Here is a 1,555-nt window from a genome sequence, read left to right as displayed (position 1 = left end):
CGTGAAGGCGGCCAGATCGTCTACACCGCTACCCTTGTGGATAAAAACGGCGCACCCGTCACTAACACCACTGGTCCGCTGACTATCACCCTGGATAACAACCAGGTCATCACCATCGGTGTGGACAAGTCGAGCGGTACCGTTTCGGTTGTAGCTCCGGACGACGTCTACAAAGGCGACCAGACTGTTACTACCGGCATCAAGGAAGTCACCGGTGGCGCGCACTTCGAGAACCTGGTTCCAGGTACCGATAAAGTCACCACCATCGTGACCGACACACCGGGCACTGATAACACCACGACCGTCACCCTGACCGCGCCTAGCGCCGTCAACGAAGGCGGCAAGATCACCTACACCGCCACCTTGAGCAACAAGGCTGACACTGACGTCACCTTGACCCTCGACAACAAGCAAACCATCACCATCAAGGCTGGCGAAACCGTCGGCACAGTGACAGTGGATGCCCCAGGCGATGACGTGTTCATCGACAAGAGCACCCAGACCGTCCAGATCACCGGCACTAACGGTGGCAACTTCGAGAAACTCGTGGTTGCTGGCGATGGCGCGACTACCACCATCAACGACACCATCGACAAGGTCGATGTGGTGCTGACCGCGACCAAAACTGTCGGTGAAGGCGGCCAGATCGTCTACACCGCCACCCTTGTGGATAAAAACGGCGCACCCGTCACTAACACTACTGGTCCACTGACCATCACCCTGGATAACAACCAGGTCATCACTATCGGTGTGGACAAGTCGAGCGGTACCGTTTCGGTTGTGGCTCCAGATGACGTGTACAAAGGTGACCAGACTGTTACTACCGGCATCAAGGAAGTCACCGGTGGCGCGCACTTCGAGAACCTGGTTCCAGGTACCGATAAAGTCACCACCGTCGTGACCGACACACCGGGCACCGATAACACCACGACAGTGACCCTGACGGCTCCGTCGGAAGTGAGTGAAGGTGGAAAAATCACCTACACCGCCACCTTGGACAACAAGGCAGACACTGACGTCACCTTGACCCTCGACAACAAACAAACCATCACCATCAAGGCTGGCGAAACCGTCGGCACCGTGACAGTGGATGCTCCAGGCGATGACGTGTTCATCGACAAGAGCACCCAGACCGTCAAGATCACCGGTACCGACGGCGGCAACTTCGAAAAACTCGTGGTTGCGGGCAACGGTGCAACGACGCAGATCAACGACACCATCGACAAAGTCGATGTGATCCTGACCGCGACCAAAACTGTCGGTGAAGGCGGCCAGATCGTCTACACCGCCACCTTGGTGGATAAGAACGGTGCGCCGGTAACCAACATCACCAGCCCTGTGACTGTGACTCTGGATAACAACCAGGTCATCACCATCGGTGTGGACAAGTCGAGCGGTACTGTCTCGGTTGTGGCTCCGGACGACGTGTACAAAGGCGACCAGACTGTTACTACCGGCATCAAGGAAGTCACCGGTGGCGCGCACTTCGAGAACCTGGTTCCAGGTACCGATAAAGTCACCACCGTCGTGACCGACACACCGGGCACTGATAACA

Annotated in this window: 1 protein-coding gene; it reads left to right on the top strand. The window is 56.9% G+C overall.

Going from position 1 to position 1,555, the window contains the following annotated elements:
- A partial coding sequence (locus HBO12_RS28160; protein WP_346343203.1) for an immunoglobulin-like domain-containing protein occupies nucleotides 1-1,555 on the top strand: 1,555 nt, incomplete at both ends.

Source organism: Pseudomonas sp. WS 5059, assembly GCF_012985525.1.
In the GTDB taxonomy this organism is placed as follows: Bacteria; Pseudomonadota; Gammaproteobacteria; order Pseudomonadales; family Pseudomonadaceae; genus Aquipseudomonas.
The sequence above is the reverse complement of the archived record's forward strand: the minus strand, read 5'-3'. Positions and strand labels throughout refer to the sequence as shown.